22 protein-coding genes and 1 pseudogene are annotated in these 26,148 nt (G+C 67.0%); 7 read left to right on the forward strand and 16 right to left on the reverse strand.

Features of this window, described 5'->3' with window-relative positions; all coding sequences use genetic code 11:
* Positions 1–17 precede the first annotated feature (17 nt).
* The gene (locus tag ACK4MH_RS10050) at positions 18–1,646 is read left to right on the forward strand and encodes a family 43 glycosylhydrolase (RefSeq protein WP_409717619.1); all 1,629 of its coding nucleotides are present in this window, start codon (positions 18–20) and stop codon (positions 1,644–1,646) included.
* 21 nt (positions 1,647–1,667) lie between these two features.
* On the opposite strand, the gene ACK4MH_RS10055 is transcribed toward ACK4MH_RS10050, so the two are convergent.
* Both ACK4MH_RS10055 and ACK4MH_RS10060 read right to left on the reverse strand, forming a co-directional pair.
* Positions 1,668–2,975, reverse strand: a complete 1,308-nt coding sequence (locus ACK4MH_RS10055) for a polysaccharide lyase family 1 protein (RefSeq protein ID WP_409717622.1) — start codon at positions 2,973–2,975, stop codon at positions 1,668–1,670.
* Positions 2,972–4,216 carry a family 43 glycosylhydrolase gene (locus tag ACK4MH_RS10060; RefSeq protein ID WP_409717625.1) on the reverse strand — a complete coding sequence of 415 codons (1,245 nt, stop codon included), beginning with the start codon at positions 4,214–4,216 and terminating at the stop codon, positions 2,972–2,974. Before ACK4MH_RS10060 ends, ACK4MH_RS10055 begins: the two co-directional genes overlap by 4 nt.
* Positions 4,217–4,407: 191 nt before the next feature.
* Here ACK4MH_RS10060 and ACK4MH_RS10065 point away from each other — a divergent pair, with 191 nt between their 5' ends.
* Positions 4,408–7,818: a TonB-dependent receptor gene (locus ACK4MH_RS10065; protein WP_409717628.1), complete on the forward strand. Its 3,411-nt coding sequence runs from the start codon at positions 4,408–4,410 to the stop codon at positions 7,816–7,818.
* Positions 7,819–7,919: 101 nt separating this feature from the next.
* On the forward strand, positions 7,920–8,996 hold the full coding sequence (gene pelA, locus ACK4MH_RS10070) for a pectate lyase (RefSeq protein ID WP_409717631.1): 1,077 nt from the start codon (positions 7,920–7,922) through the stop codon (positions 8,994–8,996).
* Between the two features lie 115 nt (positions 8,997–9,111).
* Here the strand turns inward: pelA and ACK4MH_RS10075 are convergent, their stop codons facing one another.
* The 8 genes and pseudogenes from ACK4MH_RS10075 to guaB form a co-directional block, all read right to left on the reverse strand.
* On the reverse strand, positions 9,112–9,405 hold the full coding sequence (locus ACK4MH_RS10075) for a hypothetical protein (protein ID WP_409717634.1): 294 nt from the start codon (positions 9,403–9,405) through the stop codon (positions 9,112–9,114).
* Between the two features lie 443 nt (positions 9,406–9,848).
* Positions 9,849–10,255, reverse strand: a pseudogene (locus ACK4MH_RS10080) (transposase); the annotation flags it as partial.
* 246 nt (positions 10,256–10,501) lie between these two features.
* The gene (gene guaA, locus ACK4MH_RS10085) at positions 10,502–12,064 is read right to left on the reverse strand and encodes a glutamine-hydrolyzing GMP synthase (RefSeq protein WP_409717637.1); all 1,563 of its coding nucleotides are present in this window, start codon (positions 12,062–12,064) and stop codon (positions 10,502–10,504) included.
* A complete protein-coding gene (locus ACK4MH_RS10090; protein WP_409717640.1) occupies positions 12,061–12,762 on the reverse strand; it encodes a 5'-methylthioadenosine/S-adenosylhomocysteine nucleosidase in 702 nt (233 codons plus the stop codon). Before ACK4MH_RS10090 ends, guaA begins: the two co-directional genes overlap by 4 nt.
* A complete protein-coding gene (locus ACK4MH_RS10095; RefSeq protein WP_409717643.1) occupies positions 12,759–13,139 on the reverse strand; it encodes a lysozyme inhibitor LprI family protein in 381 nt (126 codons plus the stop codon). The genes ACK4MH_RS10090 and ACK4MH_RS10095 overlap by 4 nt, the downstream gene beginning before the upstream one ends.
* Complete coding sequence (locus ACK4MH_RS10100) at positions 13,136–14,437, reverse strand: RsmB/NOP family class I SAM-dependent RNA methyltransferase (protein ID WP_409717647.1); 1,302 nt, start codon at positions 14,435–14,437, stop codon at positions 13,136–13,138. Before ACK4MH_RS10100 ends, ACK4MH_RS10095 begins: the two co-directional genes overlap by 4 nt.
* Position 14,438: 1 nt before the next feature.
* Positions 14,439–14,840, reverse strand: coding sequence for an MAPEG family protein (locus tag ACK4MH_RS10105; protein ID WP_409717651.1), 402 nt, complete (start codon positions 14,838–14,840; stop codon positions 14,439–14,441).
* A gap of 5 nt (positions 14,841–14,845) precedes the next feature.
* The gene (gene guaB, locus ACK4MH_RS10110) at positions 14,846–16,303 is read right to left on the reverse strand and encodes an IMP dehydrogenase (RefSeq protein WP_409717654.1); all 1,458 of its coding nucleotides are present in this window, start codon (positions 16,301–16,303) and stop codon (positions 14,846–14,848) included.
* A 127-nt stretch (positions 16,304–16,430) separates the two neighbouring features.
* On the opposite strand from guaB, the gene ACK4MH_RS10115 reads away from it, so the two are divergent.
* On the forward strand, positions 16,431–16,982 hold the full coding sequence (locus tag ACK4MH_RS10115; protein ID WP_409717657.1) for a DUF2061 domain-containing protein: 552 nt from the start codon (positions 16,431–16,433) through the stop codon (positions 16,980–16,982).
* 4 nt (positions 16,983–16,986) lie between these two features.
* On the opposite strand, the gene ACK4MH_RS10120 is transcribed toward ACK4MH_RS10115, so the two are convergent.
* Positions 16,987–17,712, reverse strand: a complete 726-nt coding sequence (locus ACK4MH_RS10120) for an RlmE family RNA methyltransferase (protein ID WP_409717660.1) — start codon at positions 17,710–17,712, stop codon at positions 16,987–16,989.
* 73 nt (positions 17,713–17,785) lie between these two features.
* Between ACK4MH_RS10120 and ACK4MH_RS10125 the strand changes: the two genes are divergently transcribed.
* The 3 genes from ACK4MH_RS10125 to ACK4MH_RS10135 all read left to right on the forward strand — a co-directional run bounded on the left by ACK4MH_RS10125 (position 17,786) and on the right by ACK4MH_RS10135 (position 20,474).
* The gene (locus ACK4MH_RS10125) at positions 17,786–18,247 is read left to right on the forward strand and encodes a peptidylprolyl isomerase (protein WP_409717663.1); all 462 of its coding nucleotides are present in this window, start codon (positions 17,786–17,788) and stop codon (positions 18,245–18,247) included.
* Between the two features lie 72 nt (positions 18,248–18,319).
* The gene (locus tag ACK4MH_RS10130) at positions 18,320–19,420 is read left to right on the forward strand and encodes a glycosyltransferase family 4 protein (RefSeq protein ID WP_409717666.1); all 1,101 of its coding nucleotides are present in this window, start codon (positions 18,320–18,322) and stop codon (positions 19,418–19,420) included.
* A gap of 172 nt (positions 19,421–19,592) precedes the next feature.
* Entirely contained in the window at positions 19,593–20,474 is an 882-nt protein-coding gene (locus ACK4MH_RS10135) for a glycosyltransferase family 4 protein (RefSeq protein WP_409717669.1), read from the forward strand.
* On the opposite strand, the gene ACK4MH_RS10140 is transcribed toward ACK4MH_RS10135, so the two are convergent.
* Genes ACK4MH_RS10140 through ACK4MH_RS10160 form a run of 5 tightly spaced genes read right to left on the reverse strand, consistent with a single transcriptional unit; the run spans position 20,414 to position 26,141 of the window.
* Entirely contained in the window at positions 20,414–21,646 is a 1,233-nt protein-coding gene (locus ACK4MH_RS10140) for a glycosyltransferase family 4 protein (protein WP_409717672.1), read from the reverse strand. The genes ACK4MH_RS10135 and ACK4MH_RS10140 overlap by 61 nt on opposite strands.
* On the reverse strand, positions 21,622–22,809 hold the full coding sequence (locus ACK4MH_RS10145) for an O-antigen ligase family protein (RefSeq protein ID WP_409717675.1): 1,188 nt from the start codon (positions 22,807–22,809) through the stop codon (positions 21,622–21,624). Before ACK4MH_RS10145 ends, ACK4MH_RS10140 begins: the two co-directional genes overlap by 25 nt.
* Before the next feature lie 35 nt (positions 22,810–22,844).
* The gene (locus tag ACK4MH_RS10150; RefSeq protein WP_409717678.1) at positions 22,845–23,759 is read right to left on the reverse strand and encodes a glycosyltransferase family 2 protein; all 915 of its coding nucleotides are present in this window, start codon (positions 23,757–23,759) and stop codon (positions 22,845–22,847) included.
* On the reverse strand, positions 23,756–24,904 hold the full coding sequence (gene glf, locus ACK4MH_RS10155; RefSeq protein ID WP_409717681.1) for a UDP-galactopyranose mutase: 1,149 nt from the start codon (positions 24,902–24,904) through the stop codon (positions 23,756–23,758). Before glf ends, ACK4MH_RS10150 begins: the two co-directional genes overlap by 4 nt.
* A complete protein-coding gene (locus tag ACK4MH_RS10160) occupies positions 24,888–26,141 on the reverse strand; it encodes an oligosaccharide flippase family protein (RefSeq protein WP_409717684.1) in 1,254 nt (417 codons plus the stop codon). Before ACK4MH_RS10160 ends, glf begins: the two co-directional genes overlap by 17 nt.
* Between the last annotated feature and the right edge of the window lie 7 nt (positions 26,142–26,148).

A 26,148-nucleotide genomic window follows, 5' to 3' on the forward strand; every position in this document is an offset into this window, starting at 1 on the left:
GGACAAAGGAAACGCTCATGAGATTCATCGACCGCCGCGCCGCCCTGACCGGCCTGTTAGGAGGCGTCGCCGCCGCAGCCCTGCCCGGCCGCGCCGCCTTCGCCCAGTCAAACGAAGAGGCCGCGCCCCTGGGTCGCGAATGGGCCGGCATGAAATGGCGTCGCGGCATCGAGGGTCAGCGGATGGCCGATCTAGGCAACGGGACCTTCCTCAATCCCATCATGTCGGGCGACCACCCCGATCCGTCGATCCTGAAGGACGGTGACGACTACTACATGACCTTCTCCTCGTTCGAGTCGGTGCCAGGCATCCACATCTGGCACTCGCGCGATCTGGTGAACTGGCAGCCCGTGATCGCGGCTCTGACGACCAACATCGGCTCGGTCTGGGCGCCCGAGCTGATCAAGCACGAGGGCAAATTCTACTGCTACATCCCGGCCCGCTTCCCCGAATACCGCTCCAACTACGTCATCTGGGCGGACAGGATCGAAGGGCCGTGGAGCGAGCCCATCGATCTGAAGATCCCGGCCAACATCGACCCTGGCCATATCGTCGGCGAGGACGGCAAACGCTATCTGTTCCTGAACGGCGGCGACCGGGTCAAGCTGACCGACGACGGCCTGGCGACCGACGGCCCAGTCGAGGAGGGCGTCTACAAGGCCTGGCGCTATCCCGACGACTGGATCGTCGAAGGCTTCGCCCAGGAAGGGCCCAAGCTGCTGAAGCACGGGGAGTATTTTTACATGATCACCGCCATCGGCGGCACGGCCGGCCCGCCGACCGGCCACATGGTCATCGCCGCCCGGTCCAGGTCGGTCAACGGGCCATGGGAGGACTGCCCGCACAACCCCATCGTTCGCACCGACTCGGGGGCCGAGAAATGGTGGTCGCGCGGTCACGCCACCTTGGTCGAGGGACCGACCCACGGGGACTGGTGGATGGTCTATCACGGCTATGAGAACGCCTACTGGAGCCTGGGCCGCCAGACCCTGCTGGACCCCATCGAATGGACCGACGACGGCTGGTTCCGCGCCAAGGGCGGCGACCTGTCCCAGCCTATCGCCAAACCCCGGGGCGGCGAGGCCGTGCCGCACGGCATGGCCCTGTCGGACGACTTCTCGACCGACAAGTTCGGCATCCAGTGGAGCTTCTACGATCCGCAGCCGAACGAGAAGGATCGCCTGCGTCGCGAGAACGGCGTCCTGCACATGAAGGCCAAGGGCAAGGCGCCGATCGACTGCTCGCCTCTGACCTTCGTCCAGGGCGAGCAGGCCTATCAGATCGAGTGCGAGGTCGAGATCGATCCCGGCGCGGTCGCCGGCCTGATCCTATTCTACGACCGCGCCCTGTATGCCGGCCTCGGTTTCGACGCGACCCGCTACGTCACCCACCAGTACGGAATCGAGCGGGGCAGGCCGGCCAATCCGCACGGCCGGCGCATGTTCATCCGCCTGACCAACGCCTACCAGAACGTCTATTTCGACACCTCCGGCGACGGCGTGACCTGGAACCGGTTCGACCGGGGCATGGAGGTCTCGGGCTACAACCAGAACGTCCGCGGCGGCTTCATGATGCTGCGCCCCGGCATCTACGCCGCCGGCGAAGGCGAGGTCCGATTCAAGAACTTCAAGTTCAAGGCTCTCTAGGACGGATCGGCAGGTCGAGCGTCAGCTCGGCTTGCCGTCCCGCCGCATCATCGTCGCCAGGTCCCAGTCGCCCTCGACGAAAACCCGCTGGGTCGGGGTCAGGGTCGGATAGCCGCCGACCACCTCTTCGTCGTCGATGATCCGGCCGGTCCCGTCGCGGACCTGCTGCAGGATGCGTCCGTCGATGGCGTCACGCGCCCAGGGCCGCGCCCCGACCTCCTCGAAGACCCAGGCCTCGACCTCGCCCGACGGTCGGGCGTGGAAGTCGGCGGGCCAGTGGGGCGACCGTTCCAGCCGGGTGATCTTCGGGTCGCGGTCCGAGATGATCACGATCTCCTGCATCGGCCGGCCGTCGGCATGGCGGGCGGGATTGTCGATGGCGTAGAGGTCCAGATCGCCCTGCCCCTCCACAATCAGGAACGGCAGGTCCGCGCGGGTCGAGGGGCCGCCGCGCGTCACGTTTCCGACGATGGACAACTGGCCCGCTTCCCACGGATGGCCGACCCATTCCTCGGCGTTCAGCGCATAGTGCATGCAGCGATTGCCGGGGTCGTAGATCAGGTTGTTGGCCGTCACCGCATGGGCGCCGCCCTTGAACAGCTGGTTCCGCTCGTAGTCGTGGGCGTACAGATTGCCGACGATCAGCACCTCCGTCGCATTGTCGTGGATCAGCGTACCCTTCGAATGCTCGCCCTTGGCGTGGCTGGAATGGGAAAGGCCCTCGGCGACGATATTGCGGCTGAAGGTGATGCGGCGCGACGTGTTCTGACGCCATTGTTCGACCGTATCTCCGCCGCCGAAGCGCGGGCCCGAGGCCGACAGGTTCTCGTCCGTGGCCCAAGAGAAGGAGCACTGATCCACGATCACGTTCCAGCCGCCCGAGGTGGTCAGGCCGTCCACTTCCCACCCGCTGCGGGGCGCCGCGCCATTCGCGCCGGGCCGCACGCGGATATGACGCACGATCACGTCATGGGTGCGGATGCTGACGCCGCCTTTGATCAGGGTGATCCCCGGCTCGGGCGCGGTCTGGCCCGCGATCGTCAGGAAGGGGGTCTGCACCCGGATGTCGTGGCCGTTCAGGTCGATCACGCCGCCGATCTCGAACACGACGATGCGCGGTCCTTCGGCCTCCAGCGCCTCCCGCATAGATCCCGGCCCGTCGCCGGCCAGGGTCGTGACCCGCACGATCCGCCCGCCGCGCCCGCCAGGCGTCGATGCGGCCCAGCCCATGGCGCCCGCAAATGCCGGCTGTCCATTCTTGGCGAGACTGGACGTCGGCAGGGCGACCAATGCGGCACCCGTCAGCAACAGGGTTCGGCGATCCATCATGACATCATCTCCGGCTTGGGCGTCGGCAGCGGCGGCAAGGGACGGGCGAAGGGCTGGTCCTTGGCGGTGACGATCCGCCCAGCATCGTCGAACTCCACCCGGATCAGACCCGGCTTCTCGCGGAAATGGCTCTGTTCGTCATTGCCGAAGAAGGTGGACCACCACCGCCCTTCCCTGTCCTTGAAGACATTGCCGCCGCCGGCGCAGGGCGCCGCCTCGTGCCGCATCCGATAGGGGCCGTGGATGTTTTCCGACACGGCGAAGACGAAGGAGTACCGCCCCTCCACATTGCCGACCGCACCCAGGTAGTAGAGCCCGTCCTTCTTGAAGAGGGTCGCGCCTTCATAGCCTAGGATGTTCTCGCCGCGCAGGCAGCGGTCGCGGTCGTGAGCCACCAGACAGTCGGTCTCGACGAACGCGGTCTTGCGCCACTCTCCGGAATAGCCGGACAGGTCGTCTTTCAGCCGCACCATCTCGTCGCCCGAGCCATAGGTCAGATAGACGGCGCCGTCGTCGTCCTGAAACAGGGTGGCGTCGATGCCGCGCCGCAGGTGGGCGTCCGGCGAGAAGGCGTATTCATACGGTCCCTCCGGCTTGCCCGTCGTGCTGCGGAGAACGCCCAATCCCGCCCGGCTGACGCTGAAGCAGATGAAGTAGTTTCCCGCGACATAGTGGATCTCTGGCGCCCAGATCGCGCGAAACGGCACCCCGCGCCGCGACCGCCAGGGCTTCGCCCACCCGCCCTCGCGATCCAGGCTCCAGACCAGGCCAAGATAGGTCCAGTCGGACAGGTTCTCGGAACGCCACAGCTCGACCCCGTCGTTGAAGGCCCAGATGTTTCCGCCAGTCGAGCCAGTCATGTAATAGGCGCCGTCGCCGCCGATGCAGATCTGGGTGTCGCGTAACTGCACCTGGATCAACGGATGGATCGGCGGCAGCAGTCCCTTGTCCACGGCGGCCCCCGTCGCCGCCTCGCCCCAGGGCAGGACCGGATAGGGCATGGGACGTCGGCCGCTGTAGCGCACGCCGGCCAGGCCCGACATCCACCCGCCGCGCGCATCGTCCGGCTGCACCGGCAGGCCCGGCCCGCTGACGCCGGAATAGGGATAGGGATTGCGCTCGGGCGTCGGGATGATGCGGCCTGAATCGTCCAGCCGCTGATCCGCCCATGCGCCTCGCGCCACGCCGACGCTCGCCACCCCGGCCGCGCCAGCCAGAAAGCCTCTTCTGCCCAACATCATCGCGCTCCTCCAAACGTCGTTATTTTATGTTGCAAGCGACGCCCGCTCGCGGCATGACACCGGTGACATTTCTGCTTGATGTCCAAATCGTATCATACTACTTTTTGATTGTGACCCGGCGCACCGGGAACAGGGGAAGTCGGCATCCAGCCCGCCAAGAGGCCAGGAGCGCGACTGCAACGGAGGGAAGAATGCGGAACCAACACACAGGACATCTGCGCGCGGCGGCCTCGCCGGCGGCTCTTTTGATGGGGGCCATGCTTTTCGCCGCCCCGGTCCAGGCGCAGGAAGCCTCCGAGCCGGAAGCCACCGAGGTCGGCGAAGTCGTCGTCACCGGCATTCGCGCCTCGCTGGCCAGCGCGCTGAGCGAAAAGCGCCGGTCCAACACCATCGTCGACGTCATCAACGCCGAGGACATCGCCGACTTCCCGGACGCCAACCTGGCGGAATCCCTGCAGCGGATCCCCGGCGTCTCGATCGACCGTGAAAACGGCGAGGGCAACTCCATCTCGGTGCGTGGCCTGGGCGGCGACTTCACCCGCGTTCGCCTGAACGGCCTTGAAACCCTGTCCACCTCGGGCGCCAACAACGCCGACGGCGCCCTGCGTCGCGACCGGGGCTTCCAGTTCAATACCTTCGCCTCCGAGCTGTTCAACTCGCTGAAGGTTCAGAAATCGGCCGACGCCAAGACCGACGAAGGCTCGCTGGGCGCGACCGTCGATCTGATCTCGGGCCGTCCGTTCGACTTCAGCGAACGCCGCCTCGCCCTGACTCTGCAGGACGCCTATTACGAGAACGGCGGCACGCACAATCCGCGCGTCGCCCTGCTGGCGTCGGACCGCTGGGACAGCAGGATCGGCGAGTTCGGCCTGATGGGCTCGGTCGCCTACAACGAGCGCAAGCAGAACATCGACAGCTATTCGCGCGGCATCGGTTCGAACGAATATCTTTACCGGGGCGCGACGTTCAACAACGCCGGATCGGGCGCGACGACCGATCCGCAGGGCTTCGCCCTGCCGATCGGCACGAATCCGGCGACCGCCCTTCCTCGGGTGACCAATCCCGAGGCCCGCAACCTGCTGATCGGGTCGAACCCGGCCGCCTACGCCTTGCTGAACGGCGCCTCGAACCGCGGCTCTCTGGTGCATATCCCATCGCTGGCCTCGCTGAACCACCGTGAAGTCGATCAGGACCGCCTGGGCGTCACCCTGTCGGGTCAGTGGCGGCCGTCGGATCGCACGACAATCAACTTCGACAACCTGTATTCGAAGCAGAACCAGGTCTCGACCAACTACCAGATCGGGCCCGTCGGCCTGAACCGCAACAACACCAACGGCAACCGCACTGGGACGGCGTTCAGCTACCAGACCGCGACGACGGCCAGCGCGACCAACAACTCCTACGCCAACCGCCGGGCCACCTACGCCAACTGCGCCACCCAGGCCGCGACCGAGTTCCGCGACGCTATCGACTGCGGCCAGTCGATGTACGGCGGCACGCCTGTGTTCCGCACCGCTCCGGGCGCGACGAACCAGAACCTGGCCGCCGGCACGGGCAGCTTCAACCCGAACAACCTTGAGGTCTACGACTACTACAACCAGCCGGGATCGGTCGGTTACATCGCCCACCCGCAGTTCCTGGCGCAGCGCGGGGCCTTCATCGGACGGCCCTCCGTTCGGTTGATCGATGCGGGGCTCAGCGAGACCGGCGCCAACGCCGACTATCTGGTGCTGGGCAATGTCGACATGCGTTCGGCCGTCGATCAGGGGGGCTATACGACCGAGTTCCGCCAGAACTCGATCAACATCGAGCACGACTTCAGCGACACCTTCCGCATGTCGGTTCTGGTGGGCGACTCCAGCTCCAAGAACAACAACCAGGGCCTGCTGGCGGACTTCATTCGTCTGGACTCGGGTCAGGGCGTCCCCGGCAACGACTACTTCGTCTTCGATGATCGCGAAGGCGGCGACATGCCCAGCATCGATTTCGGCTTCGACGTCGCCGACCCCAACAGCTGGGACTTCGTGAAGGGCTATTCAGCGCTGCGCCACTTCCGCACCGTCACGGAGAATGGCTACCAGACCGCCAAGATCGACTTCGAGTGGGACGCCAGCGACGACCTGAGCCTCAGCTTCGGCATCAGCAAGCGCAAGTTCGACTTCTACTACACCCGCTTCGAGCGCCTGATCGGCGACACCATGAACCCCAGCCTGCTCGAAGGCGTGCGTTCCGGCTTGGTCGACGCCACCACGGTTTCGCAGATGGGCCAGCTGACCAGCTGGGGCGAGGGTCTGAACGTGCCCGAGGGCACGCCGACCAGCTTCTTCACGCCGAACCTGGATGCGTTCAAGCAACGCTTCGGCTTCGACTGCGACTGCATCAACGAATTCGGCGACTGGCGTCTGTCGGATCTGCGCAACGGCGGCACCAGCACCTTCTGGGTCGATGAGGACAGCCTGTCCTACTATGCGCAGGCTGACTTCCGGGTGCCGCTGTTCATCGGCGAACTGCGCGGCAACGCCGGCCTTCGTCGCGCCGAGACCAAGGTGGATTCACGCGGTCGCTCGCCCAGCGGACGACCCGTTCAGAACGAGAACGAATACAACGACACCTTGCCCTCGCTGAACCTGGTCTGGGAGTTGAACGACAAGCTGATCGTCCGCTTCGCCGCCGCCAAGGTGATGGCGCGTCCGCAGATGACGGCGCTGCAACCCGGCGTCACCGACTTTGCGGTGCCCGTCGGCGATCAGGGCGCCGCGGCGGCCTTCGACGGCTCCAACGCCCGCATCACCCTGGGCAACACCAAGCTGAAGCCGTTCCGCGCCACCAATCTGGACTTCAACGTTGAATGGTATTTCGCCAGCGACGCCATCCTGTCGGTCGCGGTCTTCCACAAGGAGATCGAAAGCTTCCCGCAGATCGTCCTGCGTGAAGGCAAGCTGAGCGAAATCTTCGACGCCGATCAGGTCGCCAATCTGCGCCTCGCCTTCGACGGGCTGACCGATGTGTCGTCCGACAGCCGGCGCGCCTATATCGACGCGGACCTGCCCTTCCAGGTGCGTCAGTTCAACGATGCGCCGGGCGGCACGCTGAGCGGCTTCGAGATCGCCTATCAGCAGAACTTCACCTTCCTGCCGGGCTTCCTGAAGAACTTCGGCGTGCAGGCCAACTACACCAAGATCGATTCCGAGCTGGAATACATCCTGGACCCGGCGCGCAATCTGACGGGCACGGCGCCCTTCCTGGGGGCCTCGCCAGAATCGTTCAATGCGACCGTCTTCTACGAAGTGCCCAAGTGGAGCGCCCGTGTCTCCACCGCCTATCGCGCAGAGTATCAGACCACCTATCCGCTGGCGTCGGGCGGTTGCGATCCGGGCGCCTGCGACTCGCCGCTGATCAACGACTTCCTGGGTTCGTCCGAAACCCTGAACGTCGATGCGTCCTTCACCTACAAGCTGACGGACAATGTCACCATCACCGCCGAGGCGCTGAACCTGACCGATCAGGCGGACGAGCGTTGGGCCTATCAGGCCGATCCTGTGGTCGCCAGCTACGGCTCGACCGGCCGCCAGTACTTCGTCGGCGCACGGTTCGTGTTCTGACGACGATGTTCGACAGCTAATCTCTCCCAGGACGCTGTCCCTCGGGGACGCCGCGAAACATCGGCGTCCCTTCTTTTTTGCCGAAACCCGAAAGGCTCTCGATGAAAAGCAAAGCACTGATCCTGGGCATGGCCCTGACGGCGGCGATGCTGGCCCCGCCCCCCGCTTCGGCGGCGCCGCAAGAGGCCGTCGCCCACTCTCCCGCCGTCGTCTGGAACACGGCCGTCGTTCGTCGCCCCGCCGACTGGTACGCCACGGACCAGGCCCGGCGTCTGGCCGCGACGGTCGTCCTGCATCAGTCGGCCGAGGGCGGCTGGCCCAAGAACACCGACCTGTTCGCGGCGCCCCGCCCCGACGCGGACCCCGGTCTGGCAAATACGATCGACAATGGCGGCACGACCCTGCCGCTGACCTTTCTGGCCCGGACGATCACGGCAGGCGACACGAACAGCCGCGCCGCCTTCGACCGGGGCCTAGACTATCTGCTCGCCGCCCAACAGCCAAACGGCGGCTGGGCGCAGTTCTTTCCCTTGCGTGGCGGCTATCACGACCAGATCACCTTCAACGACGACGCCATGGTCCATGTGCTGGAGCTGTTGCGGGACGTGGGCGATGGGACGGCGCCCTATGGCTTCGTCGACGGTGCTCGACGCGAGCGAGCGCGTCAGGCCGTGGCGCGGGGCGTGGACACCATCCTGCGCACCCAGATCCGCAACAACGGCGTCCCGACTGGCTGGTGCGCCCAGCACGACGCTCAGACCCTGGCTCCGACCCCTGCCCGCCGGTTCGAGCCGGCGTCGCTGTCCGGCCAGGAAACCGTCGGCATCGTCCGCTTCCTGATGAGCCTGCCCGATCCGAGCGAGCAGGTCGTCGCCGCCGTGGACGGCGCCGTGGTCTGGCTGGAGGCGGCCGCCCTTCGCGACACCACCGAGGTCTTCATCACCGACGCGCAAGGCCGCCGCGACCGCGTCCTGGCGCCCAGGCCCGGCGCGCGCATCTGGGCGCGCTTCTACGATCTGGAAACGGGTCAGCCCATCTACATCGGCCGCGACGCCGTCATCCGTCACGACCTGATGGAGATCGAGCATGAGCGTCGCAACGGTTATCGCTACGTCGGCGTATGGGCCGAGACGCTGCTGGACAAGGACTATCCGACCTGGAAGGCCACCCGCCCATAATCGCCCTGTCCCGTCGTCGCCTGTTGCTGTCCTGGGCGGCGGCAACAGGATCGAGAAGCCTCCTCCCCTGAGCCGCCAGGTGAAATGTTCACTTCGCCACACGCTCGCGCGGCTGTTACTTCACCACTATGCGTCGCTGCCTCAGGGATGCCGCTTCCTGTGACGACAGCGGCAACCGTCCCATTGCGTCGTTCAGATAGCCGTCCAGCGGGCCGGAAAACGGCCAGTCGGAACCCGGCGTGAAACGCTCGACGCCGATGCTTCTCATGACCTCCACCAATCGCGCCCGGTTTTCCTGCGATGTATCGGCGTCGAAGACGGCCGCCAGGCGACGGACGTGGTCGGGATTGCGCAGATCGACGCCGGAGTTGGTCAGGTGCAGCTCCGCTCCTCGCCGTTTGGGGACCAAACGATCCGCATCTCCACTAGCCCCTAACCCCGGCGACAAAGCCAACCCCATGTCCGAAGCCCTCACCGACGGCGTCCACCACATAGGCGTCGCCGGCGGCAGAACGATGGAACGCCCAGCATTTCTCAGTGGGTATGGACCAGCCAGGCTTTGTGGGTGTTCGACCAGACTTCCCCGTTCCCGCATGGCTCGCGGCCTCAGGTCCATCCGAGCCTGGAGAGCATCGATCACCGCTTCTTGCTCCCACCGTGTGACCTTCGTTCGACCGCAGGAGTGCACGGAGCCTTGATGCTGCAGCCTGAGCAACTGGCTTCGTCCCAGTATCGATGCAGCGTCATTCCCTTCTCGACGACCGTCATACGGTACGGAAGCAGGGCGCGAGCCAGGCAGCGGTAAGACGTCTTGAGCAATCAGATAGATGAAGTCTTGCTCGCCGAAGCGACCACGGCTTTGAACTTTGAGCCATTGATGGCGACCAGCGCCGATCCGAGTAGACTCAGGTGACGGCACAGCACCACAAACCGTGCGCAGACCGCCTGGATCGCCGGGTCGTTGTCGCGGCGAAAGTCGGCGATGGTCTTGTGATCCGGCGCCAGCCGCCCCGTCAGCCACATCAGCTCGACGTTGCGCTGCGCCTCGCGCTCCAGTCTCCGGCTCGATTGCACCTTGTTCAGATAGCCATAGACGCAGAGTCGGCAGCATGGCCGGGTGATAGGCTGGTCGCCCCGTGGCCGCAGGCGTCATGCCCTCGAAGCCCAAACTCTTCAGATACAACTCGTCGACGAAGACATCGACCAACCCGGACCGAATTGTCCTCCGCCACATAGTCGTCGAGACACTCGGGAAGCAGCGTCGGCTGCCGGCGATCTGCACCCTGAACGAAGCGTCAGGATAAGCTAATTCGCTCCATCCGGACGCGTTTTTGCACAGCCTCAGTCAGAAGCAGACCCTAAGAACGCACGAACGGTAGAGCCTCTCTGACAGCCTCTACACCGTAGCGCTACGGGTTCGCACTAGCCCGACCCGACCACTAAAATCCCTCAGTCAGCAACGAAATCCCCTCGTCTGAGGCCTAATTCGCATGCCCGCTCACCCCTCACTCCCACTCGATCGTCCCAGGGGGCTTGGACGTCACGTCGTAGACCACGCGGTTCACGCCGCGCACTTCGTTGATGATGCGGGTCGCGGTCTTGGCCAGGACGTCCCAGGGGAATTGGTAGAAGTCGGCGGTCATGCCGTCGGTGGAGGAGACGGCGCGCAGGGCCAGGACCTTTTCGTAGGTGCGGGCGTCGCCCATGACGCCGACGGTCTTGACCGGCAGCAGGACGGCGAAGGCCTGCCAGATCTGGTCGTACAGGCCGGCCTTGCGGATTTCGTCCAGATAGATGGCGTCGGCCTGTTGCAGGGTCTCGACGGCGTCGGGCGTGATCTCGCCGGGTATGCGGATGGCCAGGCCCGGTCCGGGGAAGGGGTGACGTCCTACGAAAGCGTCGGTCAGGCCCAGTTCGCGGCCCAGGGCCCGGACCTCGTCCTTGAACAGTTCGCGTAAAGGTTCGACCAGTTTCAGCTTCATATAGTCGGGCAGGCCGCCGACGTTGTGGTGGCTTTTGATGACATGGGCCTTGCCGCTGGACGAGGACACGCTCTCGATCACGTCGGGATAGAGGGTGCCCTGGGCCAGGAATTCGGCGCCCTCGATCTTGTTAGCCTCGCGGTCAAAGATCTCGATGAAGACCCGGCCGATGATCTTGCGCTTGGTCTCTGGGTCCGACTGGCCCGCCAGCTCACCCAGGAATTCCTTCGACGCATCAACGTGAACCAGCGGGATGTTGTAGTGCTCGCGGAACAGGGTCGTGACCTGTTTCGCCTCATCCTTGCGCAGCAGGCCGGTGTCCACGAAGACGCAGGTAAGCTGGTCGCCGATGGCTTCGTGGATCAGCACGGCCGCGACCGATGAATCGACGCCGCCGGACAGGCCGCAGATCACCTTCGCCGAGCCGACCTGTTCGCGGATCTGGGCGATCTTCTCGTCGCGATAGGCGGCCATGGTCCAATCGCCCTTCAGCCCGGCGATGCCATGGGTGAAGTTCTTCAGCATCTGGTGGCCGCGCGGGGTGTGCATCACCTCGGGGTGGAATTGCACGCCGTAGAAGCGGCGGGTCTCGTCGGCGATCACCGCATAGGGCGAACCGGCCGAGGAGGCGACGACGTCGAAGCCCGCGGGGATGGCGACGATCTTGTCGCCGTGGCTCATCCAGACCGTCTCCTCCTCGCCGACCGGAGCCAGGTCCGCCAGCAAGGGCGAGGCCTTCTCGACCTTGATTTCAGCGCGGCCGAACTCGCGGGTGTGGCCGCCCTCGACCTTGCCGCCCAGCTGTTCACACATGGTCATCTCGCCGTAGCAGATGCCCAGCACCGGCACGCCGGCCTCGAACACGGCCTGGGGAGCGCGGGGGCTGCCCTCTTCGTGGACGCTCTCGGGACCGCCCGACAGGATGATGGCCGCCGGCTTCATGGCCGCCAGAGCCGCCTCGGCCTTCTGGAACGGATGGATCTCGCAATAGACGCTGGCCTCGCGCAGGCGGCGCGCGATCAGCTGCGTCACTTGGCTGCCGAAGTCGACGATGAGGACCTTCTGGTGGTCGTGCGGGGTGGTCATGGCGTGATCGAATCCGGGGAGAGTTGCGCGGGGTCTTGGCCTTCAAAGGCCGGAATTTCAAGCGCGGCGAGGCCGTCGGCCTCCAGCACGGCGATCAGACGGTCCAGGGCGGCGGCCAGGTTCTCGTTCACATGGTGCAGGGTGGAGGTCCAGTCCTCCAGCGCCTTCAACTCGGCACGGCCGTCCGACACGCCGCGCAGGGCGATCAGAGGCACACCGAAGGTCTGGGCCGACCGGACCAGGGCCCAGGTCTCCATGTCCACCATCTCGGCCTCGATGGCGTCATAGGCGGCGCCGGAGACGACATTGGCCCCGGTCGACAGGGTCGCGGTCGGCACGCCAGGGATGGGGCACGGCAGCGGCAGGATCGCAGGCTGGTCCAGCAGCGGCGTCACGCCCTTGGCGAAACCCAGGGCGCTGGCGTCCATATCGCGATAGGTGACCGACGCGGCCTGATAGACGGCGGCGTGGTCCAGCAACCGCGAGCCGCACGACCCCAGCGACACGATCAGGTCCGGCAGGTCGCCCGCCGCCTCCAGGCGCGCCAGAGCGGCGGTCAGGACGATGGCCGCTTCGACCGGACCGACGCCAGTCATCAGGGGCTGGATTCGGGCTTGGAGATGCAGGCCATATTCGGCGGGCGCGGCCATGACGCACAGGACGGACACGGGTCCGAACCGGTGCAGGCCGTGGCTCACTTGCGCGACCCCGTCAGATAGGTGTTCTCAAGCCAGAGATTGCGCTCAGCCGTCCAGGTCAGCAGGCAGTCGCTCCGGGCGGCCCTCGCCAAGGCCGGGTCGGACTGATCCGCCGCGCGGCTGTCGCAGGCCGCGTCGCGCGCCCGGATCCAGGCGCGTTGGCGATCACGCAGTTGCAGCACTTCGGCCCGGTCCAGGCCCTGACGCGCCGCACGATAGGCGGCGTTCAAGAAGCGATCCTCGTTCGCCAGGGCGTTGTCGAGACAGGCCTGCAAACCCGCGCCCTTGGACTGTGACTGACAGCTGAAATAGGCATCCGAGCGATCCTGAACCGCCATGGGGCCGGCGGTCAGCGCAAGGACCAGCGACAGGATCATGCCGTGCGCTCGTAAACGGCGGCGAAGAAGCCGTCGGTGTCCGCCGTGGCCGGCGACAGGCGCAGACGCGCGCCGGACGCCAGTTCGGCTAACCTGGCGCGGGCGGCCTGGGTCAGTTGCGGCGCGGCCAGCAGATCGGCCACGGGCACCGGACGGAAGTCGGGATTCGCGGCCTCGAAGGCGTAGGCGCTGGCCTCGTTCTCGCGCGCCAGCATCGAACAGGTGACATAGACCAGACGGCCGCCCGGCTTCACCAGCTTGCCGGCCTGACCCAGGATGCGCACCTGAAGAGCATGCACCTTTTCGACCTCTTCGGCCGTCAGACGCCAGGCGTCGTCGGGGCGACGGCGCCAGGTGCCCGAACCCGAACAGGGAGCGTCCACAAACACCAGATCGGCCTGGCCGTTGACGGCTTCCAGCCCGCCACCGTTCTGGCCGATCAGCACCAGCTCGGCCTCGACGCCTGCGCGTTTCAGGCGCGGACGGATGTTCTCCAGCCGCTTGTTGACGACGTCGGCGGCGATCAGCTTGCCCTGCCCCGTCATGGCCTGGGCCAGACCCAGGGTCTTGCCGCCGCCGCCGGCGCAGTAGTCCACGACGGTCGTGCCGGGTTGCGCCCCGGCCAGCCAGCAGACGACCTGGCTGCCCTCGTCCTGGATCTCGAACTTGCCGGCCTTGAATCCGTCCAGCGCCTGGATGTTGGGCGGCGGCTCCGACGGCACGCGCAGGCCCAGAACGGACCAGGGGGTGCGAGACACCTCAAGCCCGGCGGCCCGCAGCTCGGCCTCGACCTCTTCCACCGTAGCGGCCGCATCATTGACTCGCAGGTCGATGGGCGCGCGCGGCGTCATCAGGGCGTGGGCTTCCTCGGCCCAGCGGTCGCCGAAGGTGGCCTTGAAATCCTCGACCACGAACTCCGGCAGACCCGCCGCGACCCAGCCCGGAACTTCACCCTGCCCGGCCGTGATCCGGCTCCGCTCCTGTTTCGACAGCGGACGCGGGCCATAACCGTCGCCCGAGTGCAGAGCCTCGATCTCTTCCAGCGACAGGCCGTCGATGGCGTGCAGCGAACCGATAACCAGGGCCCGGCCGTCCTCGCGCCCGCCCATGATCCACGACAGTCGGCCGCGCGCGCGCAGCACCTTGTAGACATGATCGGCGATGGCGCGTCGGTCCTTGGACCCGGCGTATCGGTTGGCGGCCCCCCAGGCCTTGAGGACGGTTTCGGCCGGTTGGCGGCCCTGGGCCATGGAGTCCAGAATGGAGGCGGCGGCGGCGAGGCGGGCGGCTGGGGTCAATTCAGGCTTTCAGGAAAAACAGGGACGCCAGGACCATGACCAGTCCCGCAAGCGAGACCACCCAGACCAGCGACCGGACATAGGGAACGCCAAAGGCGTAAAGGGGCACATAGACGACGCGCGCCCAGAAATAGAGCGCCGTCCCCCACAGGGTCAGCGGACCGGCCGCGCCGATCACATGGGCGATCAGCACGGCGCCGATGAACAGCGGCAGGGTCTCGAACAGATTGGCCTCTGCACGTTCGAGACGGCCGGTCAGCGGCTTCTTCGCCGCCGGCGTCTCGTCGCGCGGACCCGCATTCCACTTCGAGCCGAACTCGACCGTCCGCGCCCCGGCCGGCAGGAAGATCTGCACCAGCGCCAGGATCAGCGTCAGGGCCAGATAGGTCAGTTCGGTCGTCATGGCCCTTATCCCTGTCTGTAGTTCGGCGCCTCGCGCGTGATCATCACGTCGTGGACGTGGCTCTCCCGCAGGCCCGCGCCGGTGATGCGCACAAAGCGCGCGCGCTCCTGGAAGTCCGCGATTGTCCCGGCGCCGACATAGCCCATGGAGGCGCGCAGCCCCCCGACCATCTGGTGCAGGACCGGGCTGATAGGCCCCTTATACGGCGTCTGGCCCTCGATGCCCTCGGGCACCAGCTTCTCGGACGAGACTTCCTTCTGGAAGTAGCGATCCGCCGAGCCGCGCGCCATGGCGCCGACCGAACCCATGCCGCGATACGACTTGTAGCTGCGCCCCTGGTACAGGAAGACCTCGCCGGGGCTTTCGTCGGTGCCGGCGAACATCGAACCCATCATGGCCACGTTCGCGCCGGCCGCGATGGCCTTGGCCAAGTCGCCCGAATATTTGATGCCGCCATCGGCGATGACCGAGGCGCCCGTGCCCCTGGCGGCTCGTGCGGAGTCCATCACGGCCGTCAGTTGCGGCACGCCCACGCCCGCCACGATTCGGGTGGTGCAGATGCTGCCCGGACCGATGCCGACCTTCACCGCATCCGCGCCCGCGTCGATCAGGGCGCGCGTCGCATCATAGGTGGCGACGTTGCCGGCGATGATCTGCAGCCGATTGTTCTCACGCTTGATGCGCTCGACCACCTGGGCGACCGAGGCCGAATGACCGTGGGCGGTGTCGATCACCACCACGTCGCAGCCCGCTTCGGCCAGGGCCATGGCCCGCTCATAGCCGGCGTCGCCGACCGTCGAGGCCGCCCCGACCAGAAGACGACCCTGGTCGTCCTTGGCCGCGTGGGGGAAGGCCTGGGCCTTCTCGATGTCCTTCATAGTGATCAGGCCGACGGCCCGATAATCCTCGTCCACCACGACCACGCGCTCGATCTTGCGGGTCTTCAGAAGCTGACGCGCCTCTTCCCGTCCCGCGCTCTCACCCACCGTGATCAGGTCGCCCGTCGTCATCAGCGAGGCGGCCGTGACGTTCAGGTCACTCTCGAACCGCATGTCGCGGTGGGTCAGCATGCCGACCAGCTTGCCGGTCGCCGGATCGACCACCGGGAAGCCGGTGATCTTCTTGCGCGCCACGATCTCGCGGACCTCGCCCAGGGTCGTCTGCGGACCGACGGTCACGGGATTGACCACCATGCCGCTTTCATAACGCTTCACGGCGCGGACCTGATCGGCCTGCTCCTCGATGGTCATGTTGCGGTGAAGCACGCCCAGGCCGCCGGACTGGGCCATGGCGATGGCCAGGCGGCTTTCCGTCACCGTGTCCATCGCAGACGACAGCAGCGGGATGTTCAGTCTGATGTCGCGCGTCAGCTGGGTCGAGACATCGACCATCGCCGGCATGAACTCGGACGGGCCGGGTTCGAGCAAAACATCGTCGAAGGTCAGTCCTTCGCGTATCTCCATAGGGAGTCTCCGTTTTGCGGGCCGCGTATAACGGGCGGCGGGGGGCCACGGCAAGGGTCTTGCGGCTTATGGACCCAATAGATTTTATTGCTTTGCAACCGGCGGGGCCGATTACCATTCTCCCTGCATGGTCGGCGTAATCCTCAGCACCGCGCGCAAACTGGCTCTGAAAATCGCCAGCTACGGCGTCATGCACCTTGTCGTGGCCGTCCTGGTGGCCTTCGCCATCACGCGGGATTGGCGCATCGCATTGGCCGTCGGCATGGTCGAGCCGATCTTCCAGACCATCGCCTACACCGTCCATGATCGCGTCTGGCACAAGGTCGAGCGCCGACGCATGGCCTCCAACATCGAAGAGGCGACGGAAGCCTTCACCGCCCGCCTCGACATCATGTCGCCCGAGGAACAGCAGCGTTCGCACGACGCCCACGGTCATCGCGGCCACAGCCACGCCCTGCCCCGCTCCTTCAAACAGGTCGCGCTGAAGACCGTGACCTATGGCGTCATGCACTTCGCCGTCGCGGTCACGGTCGCCTACGCCCTGACCAACGACATCCGCACGGCCCTCGCCATCGGCATGATCGAACCGCTGGTTCAGACCGTCTTCTTCACCCTGCACGACCGCATCTGGGCCAGGATCGAAGATCGTCGGGCGCGCGAGAGCACGGCGACCGCCTGAAGTCTCAGCGCTTGTTCAGCGCCACCAGGAAGACCTCGGCGCTGTTTTTCCGGCTCGACTCCGGCTTGACATATTTCACCGTCTCGAACTCCTCGCGCAGCCGCGCCAGAACGCCGCCGGCATCCCCGCCCTGGAAATTCTTGGACACGAAATTCCCGCCTGGCTTCAGGGTGCGGATGGCGAAGTCGGCGGCGATCTCGATCAGGGCGATGATTTTCAGGTGGTCCGTCTGACGGTGGCCGACCGTATTGTGCGCCATGTCCGACAGCACCAGGTCCGGCGCCCCGCCGATGGCGTCGATCAGCTGCTGGTCCACGCCCGGATGGGTGAAGTCGGCCTGCAACAGGGTCGAACCCGGAATCGGCTCGATCATCAGCAGGTCCACGCCCGCCACCGCGCCCGCCCCGCGATTGACCGCCACCTGGATCCAGCCGCCGGGCGCCGCACCCAGGTCGATGACCTTCGAGCCGCGCTTGATCAGCCGGAATTTGTCGTCGATCTCGATCAGCTTGAAAGCCGCGCGCGAGCGCCAGCCCTCGGCCCGCGCCTTCTCCGACCATTTGTCGGCCAGTTGGCGTTTGATCCATTGCTGGCTCGACATGGACTTGGTGTCGGCCGTCTTCATCTTGGTGCCCATGCCGCGCCCGGCGGCTGTCCCGCCCGTGGGCGGTTTGACCATGCGGCGGCGTTCCCCAGACTTTTGATTCGCGGGCTTTTCGTCTTCGCTCATCGTTCCCACATAGCCCCGACCGGCGTTGCGGGCTATGTCCCGCCTCAAATCAACCCCCAAGAGGACGACCGAAATGGCCGAAACCCTGACCTTCACCCTGGACACCGGCGACGGCGAAGCCCGCGACGTGGTCATCAAACTGCGCTCGGACCTGGCTCCCGGCCACGTCGAACGCATCACCGAACTGGCCTCGGAAGGCTTCTATGACGGCGTCGTCTTCCACCGCGTGATCCCCGGCTTCATGGCCCAGGGCGGCGATCCCACCGGCACCGGCACCTCGGGCTCCAAGAAGCCGAACCTGAAGGCCGAGTTCTCGGCCGAGCCGCACAAGCGCGGCGTCTGCTCGATGGCCCGGACGTCCGACCCCAACAGCGCCAACTCGCAGTTCTTCATCTGCCTGGACGACGCCACCTTCCTGGACCGCCAGTACACCGTCTGGGGTGAAGTCGAATCCGGCATGGAACACGTGGACGCCCTGCCCAAGGGCGAGCCCCCGCGCGCGCCCGGCAAGATCGTCAAGGCGACGGTCAACTAAGACTGCAATCTTGACGTTTCCCGGCGATGGCTTTCAGTTGCGAGACTGAGCCATCGTCGGGGGACGACATCCTTGCGCATACTTCTGGTCATCGAGCCGTCCGGCGGCGGCTCGGGGCGCCACGTGGTCGATCTGGCCCGCGCCCTGATCCAGAGCGGCCATCAGGTTTCGCTGATCTACTCGCCGCGACGCGCCGAGGCCTGGTTTCAGACCGAAATCGCCGCCCTTCCCCTAAACGCCCTCGAACGCCTGCCGATGCGGCGAGGCGTCGGTCCGTGGGACATCGCCTGCCTTCAGGCGCTCAACCGCCTGATCGCGCGTCTCGGCCCGTTCGAGATCGTGCACGGCCATAGCGCCAAGGCCGGCGCCCTGGTTCGTCTTGCCAATGCGCCCGGCGCCGCACGAATCTACACCCCCCACGCCCTGCCCATGATGGGTCCGCCCAGCCTGCCGAAGATCGTCGCCGGCATCGCGGAGTTCCTGCTGGCCCAAGCAGGCGGCGACGCCGTCATCGCGGTCTCCGAAGAGGAAGCCGCCGTTGCGCGTCGCTGGGGCCTGGCTTCCCGTCGCCTCCACGTCGTCCCCAATGGCCTCGCCGCCCTGCCGTCCACGGACCGTCAGGCGGCTCGACGCACGCTGGACCTGCCCGCCGACGCCCTCGCGGTCGGTTTCGTCGGTCGGCTTTGCGCGCAGAAGGATCCCGTCCGCTTCGCCCAGGCCGTGCGTCTGGCGAACGCCGCCGACCCGCGCGTCGTCGGCGTCCTGATCGGCGACGGCGACCTGGCCCCGGCGGTCGAGGCTGCGGGCGGCAAGGCCGTCCGGCTAATGGGCGGCCGCGACGCCCGATGTCTGATGGCCGGTTTCGACCTGTTCGCCATGACCAGCCGCTATGAAGCCGGCGCCTACGCCATGATCGAGGCCGCCGCCCTGGGCCTGCCGATCGTGACCACCGATGTCGGCGGCGTCGCCTGCCTGATCCAGGCCGGCGCCCGCATTGACCGCCTGCCCCAGGGCGCCGCGCCGGACGATCTGGCCCAGGCGATGCGCGCCGCGCTCCAAAGCCGGGTCATCCCCTTGCCTGTTGCGAAGACCGCCCTGTGCGTATCGCGCATGGCCGAACAGACGGTCCAGATCTACCGCGACGCCTTCGCCCTGCGGCGCCTGGGTGGCTGAGCCCCTCTTCATCAACGGCCGCTTCCTGACCCAGCCCATGAGCGGGGTGCAACGCTATGCCCGCGAGATCGTCCGCGCCCTGGACAGACGTCTCGACGCCGCCGACCGCTAGGTCCTGCTCACGCCCGTCGGCGCCGACGATCTTCAGCTCACGACCCTCCCCGTCCAGACCGTGCCGGGCGGACGCGGCCACCTGTGGGAACAGACCGCCCTGGCCTGGACCGCGCGCCACGGCCGCCTGTTGTCGCTGGGCGGCTCAGGTCCCGTTCTGCATCCCCGGCAGATCGTCGTCATCCATGACGCCGCCGTCTTCCGCCATCCCGAACATTTCCGCCGCGGCTACGCCGCCTTCCACCGCATCCTCGGCCGACTGCTGGCGCGCCAGGCTCGACTGGCGACCGTGTCCGACTTCTCCCGCCGAGAGCTCGCGGCCGTGCTGAACCTGCCGCCCGCCGACATCACAGTGGCCCCGAACAGCGCCGACCATCTCGGGGCCGTCACGCCGGACCCCGCCGTCATCGACAGCCTCGACCTGACGGACCACCCCTATTTCGTTGCCCTCGGCAATCTGACGCCGAACAAGAACCTCGCCGTCGCACTCCGCGCCCTCGCCCACCTCGCAGACCCGACCGTTCGCCTGGTCATGATCGGCGCGCGTCCACCCGCGATCTTCGATCAACCAACCATCCAGCCCGACCCGCGCCTGACCTTCGCCGGCCGGCGTTCCGACGCCGAGATTGCGGCCCTTCTCCGCAGCGCGCGCGGCCTCATCTTCCCCAGCCTCTATGAAGGTTTCGGCATCCCTCAGCTGGAAGCCTTCGTGCACGGTTGCCCCGTAATCGCCTCGGACATCGCCGCGACGCGAGAGGTCTGCGCCGACGCCGCCCTCTATTTCGCCCCCCACGACGACGCGACCCTGGCCGGTCATATGACCCGCCTTTTGACCGCAACAGACCCCGCTCGCCGCGACGCTGGCCTGCGACGCGCCGAACGCTATTCTTGGTCCCGCTCGGCCGAAATTCTGGACGACCTTCTGACCAGCACCTGGCGATAGATCGCCCTGTGGGCCTCGACGATGGAGGCTTCGGTCCACATTGGCGTCCCGCCCCCGGCGAACCGCCAACGCTCCGGCGTCGCCAGCACCTCGCCCATGGCCCGCGCCAGCGCGCCCTCGTCGCCCGGCTCCACCAGGGCCGCCGCTCCCGCCCCGCTCGCCGCCTCGGGCAGACCGCCGATGCGTGACGCAATCACGCCCCGCCCCTGCTGCACCGCCTCGACCACGACCCGCCCGAACGGTTCGGCCCAGACGGACGGCGCGATCAGAACATCCACAGTGGGCCAGAAGTCCGCCGCCTCTACCTGTCCCAGCCAGACGATGCGCGGATCGGCATAGGTCCGCCTCAGCCGCTGCACATAGGCGGCCTCGCCCCGCCCCGCGATTCTCAGCCGCCAGTCGCCCTCCAGCCCCATCACCGCGCGCAACAGGACTTCGATCCCCTTCTCCGGCTCGACCCGCCCCATGAAACCGAACGTCATAACCGGATCGTCCGCCAGCGACGGCCGAGCCGAAACCACCGCCTGCGCCGCCGCATTGCCGATCACCGACGCCGCCGCGTCCCGAAAATATCCGGCGGCCCGATGCGCCTCCAGCACCGGCCGGCTCAGTGCAATCACATGATCCACCGCCTGCGCGCGAGCCCGCTTGCCCGCCGTCAGCAGCACGCATGATCCACACCGCGTCTCGCATCGCCGTTCGCTCCGGAACATCGACGCCCGCGCGCACGTCATCGACCAGTCCCTCAACGTCTGCACCAGCGGCAGGTCCCGCCGCGCCGCCGCCCGATAGACCGACAAGGAAAACCCCGTCGTCAGATGCAGATGGATCAGGTCGGGCCGCACCCGCTCCACCACCCGATCGACCGCCTCATCCATCCACGGATTGGCGGCCTCAAGCCCATGCCACACGGCGCGCCGAACCGGCGACCTGCGCTCTCCGTCATAGGGCCAATAGAGATTGTTCAACGGCAGGCGATGCACCGAAACGCCCCCGGCCACCGCCTCGACAGCCTCCCGTCCGGACTTAAGCGTCAGCACCGACACATCGGCCCCCGCCCGTACCAGCCCCTGCGCCAACTGCGCCACGCTGCGTTCAGCGCCCCCGACATAATGCGGCGGATACAGGGTGTTGACGATCAGCACCCTCACGGCGCCACCGGCCTTCGCCACGCCAGCGCCGCCACCAGACACGACAGAAAGACGAACCCCGCGCCCTGCGTCAGGTCCTCAGTGAACAAGGTCATCAGCAGATAGACCGACAGCGGCGTCAGGGCGTCCAACCGCGCCGCCGACCACAGATGCAGCCCCAACATGACCAGGGCCGCGATCACCCCCACCGTCCGCGCCATGAACAGATAGCCGTTGTGGCTGACCGACAGCGCCCGAAACGCCCCCATCTCGTCCGCCGACGACCAGCCCGCCCCCATCGGCCGTTCAAGCACCAGATCGACGGTTCGCCCCCAGGTCAGCATCCGCCCCGCCAGATTGTCCTCAAGCGTCGCCCGGTCGAACCGCCCTGCAAACCGGCCGGTATCGACGTCGAAACGCCCGGTCTGTAGCGCCAGCAATCCGGCCGCCAGTAAGCAGACCGCCAGCACTACCCTCAGCGGCCTGATACGCTCACGCCACCGCCATCCCACGACGATGCGAGCCAGAACCGCAAGAACGCCAGCCGCAATCCCGCCCCGCGACAAGGTGCTGACGAACCCCAGGATCGCCAGCCCGAACCCCGCCAGCGTCGTCGGCCGCCCCACCCACCGCCGCCCCGCCAGGATCACCCCCGCCGGAACCGCCAGTCCGATCATCGCCATGGCCGCGTTCGGATGCTCGGCCAGGGTCGTGATCCGAACTTGAGCGCCAACCGTGGTGACGACCGCCCGCGGCGACGCCAGCCCAATCCCCTGCAGCGTCTCCAACCCGACCAGCAGCGTCAGCCCATAGGTCGCCAGATGACAGGCCGCGCCGATCAGGATCGCGGCGAAGAACAGCCGCCGCCGTCGCTCGTCCCTGACGATCAAACTCGCCGCCGCCGGTGCCACCAGGGCCGCGACGATCCACCGAAACCAGAACGCCCCGTCCCCGGCGTTCAGCCGCTCTCCGACCTGCGACGCTTGCAGCAACAGAGTGATCGTTAGAAACGCCGCCGCGACCGGCCCGGCCGCCTTCAGAACCGGCGTCATCCGCCGCCATTCCATCACCGCCAACGGCAGGGCGAGCAGCAGCGCCAAATCCCCCAGCCGCGGCCCGCTGACATGACCCGGCGCCAGAAAGATCGGCAGCGTCACGCCCAGCCCCAACACGACCAGCACCGCCCGCTGATAGGCCGCACCCACCTGTGACCACCTTGGCGTCGCCCCTCGTCGACCGCTCACGACGGCGTGCAATGCTCGACCTTCGGATCGAACCACGCCCCGTCCACGACGCCGGCCATCAGCACCCCGGCCTTGCGCCAGCGCCCGCGCAACGCCAACCGGCCGGCGATCCGCAAACGCGACGCGACATAGCGAAGGGTCGAGCCCCGGCCCTCGTGCCGCCGCTTGGCCAGGATGACGTTGCGGGTCAGATAGCGATGAAGCCGCTCGCGCCCCGGATCGGCCTCGGTCTCGATGGTCAGATGCCCCGACGCCGCGCGCACATGCACCACGCAGCTGGCGGCGACCAGATACCCCGGCCCGTCCCGCGACAGCCGCAACGTATATTCGGTATCGTCGCCCCAGATGAACATGGGCGCCAGCGGCAGGCCGTGGCGCGTCACCGCCGCCCGGCTGACCAGCACCGACACGAACGTCGCCTGCCGCACCGGGATCAACCCCTGCTCCAGCCGCTCGCCCCAGTTGGGATAGCCAAGCACATTCCGCCGTCGGTCGATCTCCGGCGTATTGGTCAGATGCCCCTGCGGCGAGCGCACGCTGGAACACAGAAAGGCCGGCGTCACGTCCTCGTCGTCCAGCATCGTCTCGGCGCGCAACAGCGCCTCCAGCGCATCGGGCGCGGCCAGCACGTCGTCGTCCATCAACCAGACCCGGTCCGCCCCGGCCTCGACCGCCGCACGGATTCCGGCGTTGAACCCGCCCGCACCGCCGGTATTGACCGGCATCCGCACCACCAACGCCTTGCCCGCCCAGGCATCGGCCAGCATCTCGGCCGTGCCGTCGTCGCTGGCGTTGTCGATCACGACCAGCCCGTCGCACTGACGCGTCTGGGCGATCAGATGCGCCAGACAGCGTTCCAGCAGAGCACGCCGGTTCCACGTCACCACGACGGCCCAGACCGAACGCTTCACGCCGCCATCCTGGCCACGGCCGGCGCCAGTGATTTCTCGACCAGGCTCAGCGCCCGACCCACCGCCTGGTCCATGTTGTAATATTGAAAATCCGCCAGCCGCCCGGCGAACCAGACCTTGCCCGCCAGCGTCGCCGCCATCGCCCGATACTGCGCCGCCAACCCGCGAGAGGCCTCTGACAGGACCGGATAATAGGGCGCGTTCACCCCGACCTCATGCGCGACCGGATATTCGGTCACGGTCGCCGTCGTCGCGCCCCGCTCGCCGGTCAGATGGCGAAAGTCGGTGATGCGGGTGAAGTCGAATTCGTTGGGATAGTTGACGGTCCCGACCGGCAGGCCGTCCTCCACATCGACGACCTGATGTTCGAACCGCACGCTGCGATAGGGCAAGACCCCCGCCGACCGCCCGAAATAGTCGTCCAGCGCACCGCAATAGACCATGCGGTCCAACGTCTGCGCCTCGACCTGATCCATGCCGGTGCTCAGCGACACATGGATGTTGGGGTGGTCCAGCAGGCGGTCGAACAGGGCCCCATACCCGTCGCGCGGCATGGCCTGGTATCGGTCGGTGAAATAGCGGTCGTCCCTGCTGATCGCGACCGGAACGCGCGCCAGGACCGACGCGTCTAGGGCGTCGGCGGCCACGCCCCACTGTTTGGCGGTGTAGTTGGCGAACAGCTTGTCGAACACATAGTCCGCCAGAAACCTCAGATCCGCGTCGTCCGCCGCCTGCCTCAGGTCATGGATGCTGGGCCGCGCGCCGAACCCGAACCTCTGCACCAGCGTGTCCGACAACCGGTCCGCCATCCGTTCGGGAAACAGCAGCCGCATCGAATCCAGATTGAACGGCACGGGGACCAGCCGCCCGTCCACATGCCCCCGGACCCGATGGAAATAGGGCCGCCACGCCGTGAACTGGCTCAGATAGTCGAAGATCCGCGCGCTGTTGGTGTGGAACACATGCGGCCCATAGGGATGGATCAGCCGCCCGCCCTCGTCGCGCCGGTCATGGGCATTGCCGCCGACATGACCGCGCTGGTCGATCAACAACACGGTCTGATCCAGTCCGCGCGCCAGCCGCTCGGCGACCACTGCGCCGGTGAAGCCCGCCCCGATGATCAGCCAGTCATACCGCCTGGACATCACGCCTCCCGCCGCCTTGGAACAGCGACGCCCAGTGCGCCTTCAGGCAAACCAGACAGGCGACGACCACCGCCGTCTCACCAACGATCCGCGCCCACGCCATGCCAACGGCGCCATACGTCGGCGTCAGCAGAACCGCCGGTCCCAACGTCGCGACGCATCCCACCCCCACGATCACGGCGAACCGCCGGTCCATGCGAAGCGGCGTCATCAGATGCAGCCCCAGCACCTGGCTGATCACCACCAACGGCAGAACCCAGGCCAGCAGCCTCAGCACTTCGACCGCCGGCGCGAACCCCTCGCCGAACAGCAGACGCACCAGGATCGGCGCCGCCAGCGTCAGACCCGCCGCCAAGACAACGAACCCCGCCAGCGACAGCCCCAACACCCAGCGCGCCGTTCGAAACGCCGCCCCCGCATCCTCGACCAGCAGACCGGCGATCCGGGGCGCGATCAGTCCGGCCAGCGGCCGCATCAACGATCCCGACGCCGAAACCAGCCGGTCCGCCACGCCGTAAAGCGCCGCCTGAACAGGCCCGGCCAGGGCCGCGACCATCAGAACGCCCGCGCCCGTATAGGCGACGACTGCCGCCCGGCTGACGAACAGAGGCGCACCCTCGACCAGCGCCCGCCGCACGAACCCGCGCCCCGGCGCCGTCATCTCATGACGTCGAAAAAGCAGCACGGCGCCTGCTGCCAGCCCGGCCCAGACGCCCGCCGCCTGAACCGCCATCACCCCGCCGACGGACAAGGATGGTGACGCCAGCACTGCGACCGTCGCCGCCAGGGCGAACCCGACCTCCAGCATCGCCGCCGGCGCCGGATCGCGAATCCCCTGAAAGAACCACAACAGACTGGCGCCCTGGCCCACCCCGAGCAGGATCGCCATCGCTGCGACGACGTCTGCGCCGTCCATAACGGGATTGATCATCGCCAGACCGACGCCGACCACGACGGCCGGCACCGCGAGCACGCCGCGCATCGCCAGCGCCTGACCAACGGTGGCGCCCCGCCCCTCGACCGTCCCGGCGATGTCGCGCGGACCCGAGATCGAAAGCCCGTAATCGACGACCACCGCCACGATCAGCGCCAGCGCGATCCCCGCCGCATAGACCCCGAACCCGTCCAGCCCCAGTCGTCGGGTCAGGACCGGATAGAGCAACAGCGGCGAGACATACCGGGCGACATGGGCGCCATACAGCCAGCCGGCGTCGGCCACGCCGCGCGCAGACAGCAATCGGTGA

This window comes from Brevundimonas sp., from assembly GCF_046295075.1.
In the GTDB taxonomy this organism is placed as follows: domain Bacteria; phylum Pseudomonadota; class Alphaproteobacteria; order Caulobacterales; family Caulobacteraceae; genus Brevundimonas.

Bases quoted from the DNA above. Each gene is read 5' to 3' on its own strand.
- ACK4MH_RS10065 (WP_409717628.1), top strand. From the start codon at position 4,408: ATGCGGAACCAACACACAGGACATCTGCGCGCGGCGGCCTCGCCGGCG.
- ACK4MH_RS10095 (WP_409717643.1), bottom strand. From the start codon at position 13,139: ATGATCCTGTCGCTGGTCCTTGCGCTGACCGCCGGCCCCATGGCGGTT.
- guaB (WP_409717654.1), bottom strand. From the start codon at position 16,303: ATGGAGATACGCGAAGGACTGACCTTCGACGATGTTTTGCTCGAACCC.
- pelA (WP_409717631.1), top strand. From the start codon at position 7,920: ATGAAAAGCAAAGCACTGATCCTGGGCATGGCCCTGACGGCGGCGATG.
- ACK4MH_RS10105 (WP_409717651.1), bottom strand. From the start codon at position 14,840: ATGACGACCGAACTGACCTATCTGGCCCTGACGCTGATCCTGGCGCTG.
- guaA (WP_409717637.1), bottom strand. From the start codon at position 12,064: ATGACCACCCCGCACGACCACCAGAAGGTCCTCATCGTCGACTTCGGC.
- ACK4MH_RS10060 (WP_409717625.1), bottom strand. From the start codon at position 4,216: ATGATGTTGGGCAGAAGAGGCTTTCTGGCTGGCGCGGCCGGGGTGGCG.
- ACK4MH_RS10120 (WP_409717660.1), bottom strand. From the start codon at position 17,712: ATGAGCGAAGACGAAAAGCCCGCGAATCAAAAGTCTGGGGAACGCCGC.
- glf (WP_409717681.1), bottom strand. From the start codon at position 24,904: ATGTCCAGGCGGTATGACTGGCTGATCATCGGGGCGGGCTTCACCGGC.
- ACK4MH_RS10125 (WP_409717663.1), top strand. From the start codon at position 17,786: ATGGCCGAAACCCTGACCTTCACCCTGGACACCGGCGACGGCGAAGCC.
- ACK4MH_RS10115 (WP_409717657.1), top strand. From the start codon at position 16,431: ATGGTCGGCGTAATCCTCAGCACCGCGCGCAAACTGGCTCTGAAAATC.
- ACK4MH_RS10055 (WP_409717622.1), bottom strand. From the start codon at position 2,975: ATGATGGATCGCCGAACCCTGTTGCTGACGGGTGCCGCATTGGTCGCC.
- ACK4MH_RS10050 (WP_409717619.1), top strand. From the start codon at position 18: ATGAGATTCATCGACCGCCGCGCCGCCCTGACCGGCCTGTTAGGAGGC.